Below are 6,495 nucleotides of genomic sequence, written 5' to 3'. Positions count from 1 at the left end.
CTTTAATACTGTATTATTGGCTTTAATAGAGATAAACTCTGTTGTCATAATACCACCAGCAGTGCTTGGATCATATTTCAACAGGCTCTCAATATGTGTCTTATCCTCTATATCTAATTTAGATAATACATCTGCACGTTCTTCTGGATCATCTAGTTCACCAATCAAATCGGCTAATTCATCATCACTCATCTCATCTAAGATAGCACTCTGACGATCTTTAAGGAATGTTTTAAGGATTTCATACTGCTCATCCTCATCCTCTTCTTCCTCAATAACATCCGCAATAATATCATTCGGGAGTTTAGAAAGAATATTATTTAACTGACTATGATGATCCTGTAATACATCAAGAATATCCGCGGGGTGAATATCATCTATCGCTTCCTGAATCTGTTCTGAAGTCCCATTTATTAAGAGACTAGTAAGATGTTCTTTTGTCATCTTATCCATGTTATTCACCCTCCTTGTATATATAAAAGTCCTTTGCCATTTTATCATTTTTTATATTAAATCTAAAGTCTTATAATGTAAAACTATTACAAAAAAAGTCATCGTTTAGATGACTTTCATAGCGCCCTGCTGTCTGATATGAGTGACATAGCAACAATGTTTACCCATATACTTTTCTATTTCATTCTTATACTTTCTAGCATAATCATTTTCTACAAATACCTGGATAGTACCTTCAAAACCAGGACCATGTACTCTTACTACACCCTTATCTTTTAGAATCTTTTCACTCATACAGATTGCGAGAGAAATGTTCTGATGAGAAGGATCTTTTGAAGAATAAACATTCTGTAAATATTCAAATGAACTATTACCTGAACGTCTGATCTGAATCTTGAACTCATGGAAGTTACCATCTCTTAATGCCTTTAATTCCTTATTTACACGCTTTTCTTCACTATAGAAATGCATTGCACGTAAAATAGCTCTATCTGAACATACTTTACGCATTGGAATGATATGTTCATAGAATTCATTTTCATCTACTTCTCTTAAGAATTCTTTACCAAAATATTTGGCTACTGATCTCATTTCTTCAATGATAGCACGATATTCTTTCGTTAAGTTAGCTGGTACATCTTTTGTATCTACTATGCATAAAGAATGATTGAACTGTTCAAACTTAATCATCTGTTTCTTAATAAGTGGTTTCTTAGGATCCTTGAAATCAATCTTGATTAAACCACCAATCGCACAAGCCGCCTGATCCATTAAACCACATGGTTTACCAAAATAGATGTTTTCAGCATACTGTGCAATCTGGGCAATAATCAATGGATTAATAGAACCACTATTGTATAAACCATTTAAAATAGTGGCAAGAAGTACTTCTATTGCAGCACTTGATGACATACCTGAATAAAGTGGTACTTCACTTGTAATATAAGCGTTAAAACCGCCTACTTCATAACCTAATTTTTGGAACTGAGATACAATACCTTTAATTAAAGATTCAGTTGTACCCTGTTCATCAAAAGCTAACTTTAATCCTGCTTTACTAATTGTGATAGGGCGAATATCTGGGAATCCTTCAGAAGTAATTCTTACGACATTATCATCTGTAGGTGTAACAACCGCAATAATATCACGGTTAACAGAACATGCAAGCATCTTACCATGCTGATGATCTGTATGCATACCACAGATTTCACTACGTCCTGGTGCACTATAGATTTCTACTTCTTCATCACCATATAATTCAATAAACTGTTTTAAAGCAGTGACATAACGATTCTTCTGCTTTGTAAGTCTGGCATCTTCTGTATAAAGATCCTTGATGAGTGCTTTATATTCCCCTTTGTTAAATCCTGTAATAATCTTACTTGCTTTTTTCACTTGAATCACCTCGAATATATATATGAAATCATTGTTAGTTATCTATTAAGATTTTAACATTTCTTACCATAGTTGTACACTTCTAGACAAATGAATATTCGAAATTAATCACACAATAGTATGTAGTGTTCATTTCTTTGACCTTAGAAGTAATTAATTTATTAAGTTCCTTCTTACTGTATTTATCATCCTTCATTAATACATCAAAGACAAGATTAGTATGTGTAGGACCTCTTACTATTCTAAAGTCATGGATAGAAAGTGATGAATCAATAGTTTCTACAATACTAGTCACTTTATCTCTTAATTCATTTGTGAGTGTGTCATGGATATCAATAGGATCCATATGGATTGTAGTAAGAATATGGAACTTCTCCATCATTGCACGTTCAATATTATCTATTTCATCATGTGTTGTCATCATATCAATAGAAGCATCTACTTCACAATGAACAGTTAAATAACGACGTCCTGGGCCATAGTCATGCATCATTAAATCATGTATACCCATAACACAATCATAGCTCATTAAATAGTTTTCTATTTCTTTAATTGTTTCTGGATCTGGTTTGATACCAAGAAGTGGATCAATGGTTGATTTTGCGATAGAGATACCAGAAATGACAACAACAACAGAGACTGCCGCACCAATGAGACTATCCACTGGTAGATCAGTAACTAAAGAAGCCACAAGAGCCACAATAGTGGCAGAAGTTGCCATAACATCATTCATACTATCCTGGGCAGCTGCTTCTAATGCGGTTGAGTTAATTTCTTTACCTGCTTTACGATTAAAGTAACCCATCCATATCTTAACTAATACTGAAAATATCAAAGCAATAAGTGCAGGAACACTGAACTTAACTGCTTCTGGATTAAAGAGTTTTAAGACTGCATCCTTTAAACTCATTAAACCTACTAAAATAATTAAAAAAGAAATGCCTAAACCTGTAATATATTCAAAACGTCCATGACCATATGGATGTTCTGCATCAGGATGCTTATTCGCAAGTTTAAATCCAAAGAATGTCGCAATGTTACTTCCTGCATCAGATAAGTTGTTGTAACCATCTGCGACAATAGAAACAGAATGAACTAATGTTCCAAAAATAAGTTTAAATACTACAAGTACGATATTACATACTATAGAAATAATAGAACAGACTGTTCCATATTGTTCTCTTACATGTGCATCTTCTGTATTCTTATAATCACGTACAAATGTCTTTATTAATAACTGATACATAAATACTCCCCCTCGTATCTATTAAAAAAGAGAAAGGAACCTTTCTCTAAAAAATTGAAACAATTTTTCTAACGTAAACGTTTCTTCCATCACGTCTTACAAGTTCTAATTCATCCATTTCATCAAGATAGCCTTCAATCTTTGCGGCATTGACTTTCTTATTCGCAATCTTAACTAACATCTCAATAATTGCAGGAGAATCATCTTTTACATAGGCATTATTATCCTGATCATAATGTGGTTTATTCAATAATGTATTTAATACAGCCACATAAGCCCATTTGACTTCTAGTCTTATAAGGTTATACTGCATCCCATTAAATAATTCACCAGGAATGTAGTATTGATCATTTTTTTCGCTATTTAGTTCTTCTACATCATCTTTTGTAAGTATTTCTATCATCTTTATCTCTCCCATCTCGCCTATTATAACATAGACTTAATTATCTTTCACTCTTTTTGTGAATGTAGTTACATCGTCAAATCCAATTTCCTGATATTGTTTTAAAACATCTTCTACATGTTCTCCTACACGATCACTTGTATGAGAATCAGTACCCACTGTAATTATTGTACCACCTAGTTCTTTATAACGCTTCACAATATCAAAATTAGGGAAACCACATGTCTTATTTAATGCATATCCTGATGTATTGACTTCAATACCTTTACCCTTTTGAATAAGTGTCTTTAAGATTTCATCAATAATATCCTGATATAACTCATGTTCTACACGTTTATCTTCATAAGGACCATAACGCATAATATAGTCTAAATGACCTAAACAGTTGAAACAGTCAAATGTCTGTACACATTTTAATGTTTCTTCAAAGAATTCTCTATGTGCTTCTTCTTTTGTTTTACCCTTGAAGAATTCTCCATAGTAGAATTCTGTATGATGAATAACATGAATAGAACCAATGACATAATCAAAAGGACATTGTGCTACAAAAGTGTTGATTTCATCAATATGATCCATGTCTAATCCAACTTCTACACCAATCTTAATAGTAATACGATCTACATATTCATTCTTCAAGGCACTCAGTTCCATGAAATAAGCATCTGTATCTAGATCAAATGTATCAATAGGATAATCAAAATCACGATGATCAGTAAAACATATTTCATCTAATCCCATTCTAATTGCCTGTTCAATATGTTCACGAGGACTTGCTTCACTATCACCACTAAAATGCGTATGCATATGATAATCAATCTTACGCATTAAGTCCACGCTCCTTCTTATATTCCTCTAATACTTCTGTTTCAGAAAAATGGCGTGTCACTTCATCTTCACCTATCATATAAGTTTCATGACCTTTACCAAGTAATAAAACAACATCACCCTTACTAGCCATATCTAATGCATGATAGATGGCTTCTTTACGGTCAGGAATAATCGTATATTCACCATGATACTTATCAATACCCACTACGATGTCCTTGCAGATATCCACAATCTTTTCTCCTCTTGGGTTATCTGCAGTCAAGATAGAATAACCACCATGTTTTGCGACTACTTCACCAGATTCATATCGTCTTGTCTTAGAACGTTTTCCTCCACTGCCATAAACTACAATTAACTTATTAGGATTATACTGTTCTACAGTAGAAATAATACTTTCAAAAGAGACACCATTATGAGCATAATCGATTAATACACTATAATCAGGTGAGACATGCATGACTTGTCCTCTACCTAATACATGAACCTGTGGTAATGTATTTTGTATATCCTTTGTAGGGACATCAATTAAATAACAGATCATAATTGCAACTAATGCATTATAAGCATTGAACTTACCTGGCATAGAAGCTTTAAAAGAGGCATTAATTAATCCCTTTGTATCAAAGGTAATACCTAATTGACCATTCTCATTATAAAGTTCAATATGGAGAGCTTTAAGGTCACTGTCTTTTTCAATGCTGTATGTTAATACCTTGCAAGGAACATCCTTTGTGAACTCTTCAAAATGTTCATCATCCTTATTAAATAAACCAACCTGACAGAAATCAAATAAATGTTTCTTACATGCCATATATTCCGCAAAATCCTTATGTTCATTAGGGCCAATATGGTCAGGTGAAATATTTGTAAAGACACCATAATCAAATTCAATACCAGCGACACGGTTCATCTTTAAAGCCTGACTTGATACTTCCATGACACAATATTCACAATCATGTTCTACCATTTTTCTCATGATACGCTGTAATTCATAAGATTCTGGTGTTGTATTGGCTGTAGGTTCATGGATATCTCCAATAAAAGTACCATTTGTCCCAATAATACCAACCTTCTTACCTGCATGTTCTAGAATAGACTTGATCATTAATGAAGAACTCGTCTTACCCTTTGTTCCTGTAATACCAACAACCTTTAATTCTTTACTAGGATAATTAAAATAAGCACAAGATAATAAAGCTAAGGCAATACGTGTATCCTTCACCTTAATATAAGTCATACCTTCTTTTAAAGGGACATCCTGAGAAATTACAATCGCATGAGCACCCTTTTCAATCACCTGATCAATAAAATCATGTGCATTAAAAGCAGCACCAACCATACAGACAAATAAGCTGCCTTCTTCTACTTTACGTGAATCATAGACTAATGTTGTAATATCTACATCTTTATTCCCAATGATTTCATATTCAAAACCATTTAATAACTTTTCTAATTTCATACAAACACCTCTCTTACACGATTATAACAAAAAAAAAGAGAGAATTAAATCTCTCCTCTTGTATGGAATACTTTTTTGTTGCCTGTCACCTTATGTCTTTCCTTTAATTTATCTAAAACATCATCTACAGTTAAGCCATAGGCATTCATTAAGACTAATACATGATAATATAAATCTCCTATTTCACCAATCAAATCTTCTTTAGAAGTATTTTTAGCTGCAATAACTGTTTCAGTGGCTTCTTCTCCAACCTTCTTACAGATCTTATCAATACCTTCATTTAATAAATAGTTTGTATAAGACTTTTCTACTGGATGTACTTTTCTATCTTCAATAAGATCATAAAGTTCATGCGCAAAATCACTATTGTCATAAGGAATCACTTCATTAAAGAAGCAAGAATAAGAACCTGTATGACAAGCAGCACCGACTTGTTCTACATAAATAACGATTGTATCTAAATCACAATCTAAATAAAGACCTTTAATATGCTGGAAATGTCCTGATTCTTCTCCTTTATGCCATAGTTTATTTCTAGAACGTGAATAGAACCAAGTATCTCCTGTTTCTAACATCTTTTCATATGCTTCTTCATTTACATAAGCCAGCATTAATACCTGTTTAGTCTTGACATCCTGTACAACAGCAGGTACAAGACCATTCATTTTCTCAAAATCTGGTTTCATTACATATTTCTCCTTACTGGAATAC

General features: G+C 32.9%; 7 protein-coding genes. All 7 read right to left on the bottom strand.

Annotated elements, in window-relative coordinates; translation table 11 throughout:
* The coding region (locus ACT8VG_RS06060) for a magnesium transporter MgtE N-terminal domain-containing protein (protein ID WP_444195413.1) at window positions 1-453 on the bottom strand (453 nt) is incomplete at its 3' end.
* 105 nt (window positions 454-558) lie between these two features.
* Window positions 559-1,848, bottom strand: a complete 1,290-nt coding sequence (locus ACT8VG_RS06055; RefSeq protein ID WP_187011585.1) for a galactokinase — start codon at window positions 1,846-1,848, stop codon at window positions 559-561.
* Window positions 1,849-1,930: 82 nt separating this feature from the next.
* Complete coding sequence (locus tag ACT8VG_RS06050; protein WP_444195412.1) at window positions 1,931-3,094, bottom strand: cation diffusion facilitator family transporter; 1,164 nt, start codon at window positions 3,092-3,094, stop codon at window positions 1,931-1,933.
* 46 nt (window positions 3,095-3,140) lie between these two features.
* Entirely contained in the window at window positions 3,141-3,497 is a 357-nt protein-coding gene (locus ACT8VG_RS06045) for a hypothetical protein (protein WP_022425662.1), read from the bottom strand.
* Window positions 3,498-3,533: 36 nt separating this feature from the next.
* On the bottom strand, window positions 3,534-4,322 hold the full coding sequence (locus ACT8VG_RS06040; protein WP_432265289.1) for a histidinol-phosphatase HisJ family protein: 789 nt from the start codon (window positions 4,320-4,322) through the stop codon (window positions 3,534-3,536).
* Window positions 4,315-5,784 carry a UDP-N-acetylmuramoyl-L-alanyl-D-glutamate--2,6-diaminopimelate ligase gene (locus tag ACT8VG_RS06035; protein WP_432267571.1) on the bottom strand — a complete coding sequence of 490 codons (1,470 nt, stop codon included), beginning with the start codon at window positions 5,782-5,784 and terminating at the stop codon, window positions 4,315-4,317. The genes ACT8VG_RS06040 and ACT8VG_RS06035 overlap by 8 nt, the downstream gene beginning before the upstream one ends.
* 44 nt (window positions 5,785-5,828) lie before the next feature.
* The coding region (hisIE, locus tag ACT8VG_RS06030) for a bifunctional phosphoribosyl-AMP cyclohydrolase/phosphoribosyl-ATP diphosphatase HisIE (protein ID WP_444195411.1) at window positions 5,829-6,495 on the bottom strand (667 nt) is incomplete at its 5' end.

Source organism: Catenibacterium sp. (genome assembly GCF_052354645.1).
GTDB lineage: Bacteria > Bacillota_I > Bacilli_A > Erysipelotrichales > Coprobacillaceae > Catenibacterium > Catenibacterium mitsuoka_A.
This window is presented reverse-complemented; position numbering and strand designations above follow the sequence as displayed.